This window comes from Microvirga aerilata (genome assembly GCF_016743775.1).
GTDB lineage: Bacteria > Pseudomonadota > Alphaproteobacteria > Rhizobiales > Beijerinckiaceae > Microvirga > Microvirga aerilata.
The window spans coordinates 1-1,104 of sequence record NZ_JAEQMY010000304.1 but is presented as its reverse complement, the minus strand read 5'-3'; the positions used below and the strand labels follow the sequence as shown (position 1 = coordinate 1,104).

Sequence of the window (1,104 nt, the reverse complement as noted above, 5' to 3'; positions counted from 1 at the left end):
CTAGTGGTGTGAGTTAGAGGTTTCTTGGCAGGTCGTCTCTGCGTTGGTGGTGTATGATCCCACACGCTGGAGGCGATCATGCCCAACCGCCCGGCCTATCTGATTGCCTTGAACGACCCGGATCGTGCTGTCCTGGAGACCTGGGCCCGCCGACGCAAGACGGCACAGGCGCTCAGCCTGCGGGCGCGCATTATTCTTGCCTGTGCAGAGCCGGACGCTACCAACAGCGGCGTGGCACGAGCCCTGGGCGTGAGCCGCCCGACCGTGCAGACCTGGCGCCAGCGCTTTGCCCAGCACGGTCCCGACGGGCTCCTGGATGAGCCTCGGCCCGGCGCCCCTCGCCGCATCAGCGATGCGGACGTGGAGCGCGTGGTCACTCTCACGCTGGAGGCCGAGCCGACCGGAGCGGCCACGCATTGGAGCACGCGCTCCCTGGCCAAAGCATCAGGCATGAGCCAATCCGCGGTCAGCCGGATCTGGCGCGCCTTCGCGTTGCAGCCCCATCGCTGGGAGACTTTCAAGCTCTCGCGCGATCCGCTCTTCGTCGACAAGGTCCGCGACATCGTCGGGCTCTATCTGAACCCGCCTGATCGGGCGTTGGTGCTGTGCATGGACGAGAAGCCCCAGATCCAGGCCAGATCGCCTACTGCCCCGATCGTGCCCATGCGCCCGGGTCAGGTTGAGCGTCACACGCACGATCACGTTCGTCACGGCACCACGGATCTGTTTGCGGCCCTGGATATCTGCTCCGGCCGGGTGGTGGGTGAGTGTCGGGCGCGGCACACGGCCCAGGACTTCCGCGCCTTTCTGGACACCATCGACCAGACGGTGCCGGAGGGGCTGGAGGTGCATGTGGTGCTCGACAACGCGGCAACCCACAAGACCCCGCTGATCCACCGGTGGCTGGCCCAGCGTCCGCGCTATCACCTGCACTTCACGCCCACATCCGCATCCTGGCTGAACATGGTCGAGGGCTGGTTTGCGCTGCTGACCCGGCGCCAGCTCCAGCGGGGCGCCTTCCGCAGCACGCATATGCCTTGAAGATCGCGATCCGCCGCTACATCGAGGCGAGCAATGCCGATCCCAAGCCATTCGTGTGGACCA

At 66.2% G+C, this 1,104-nt stretch carries 1 pseudogene; it reads left to right on the top strand.

Annotation, left to right across the window (positions count from 1 at the left end):
- Positions 1-78: 78 nt before the first annotated feature.
- Positions 79-1,104, top strand: a pseudogene (locus tag JKG68_RS32490) (IS630 family transposase); the annotation flags it as partial.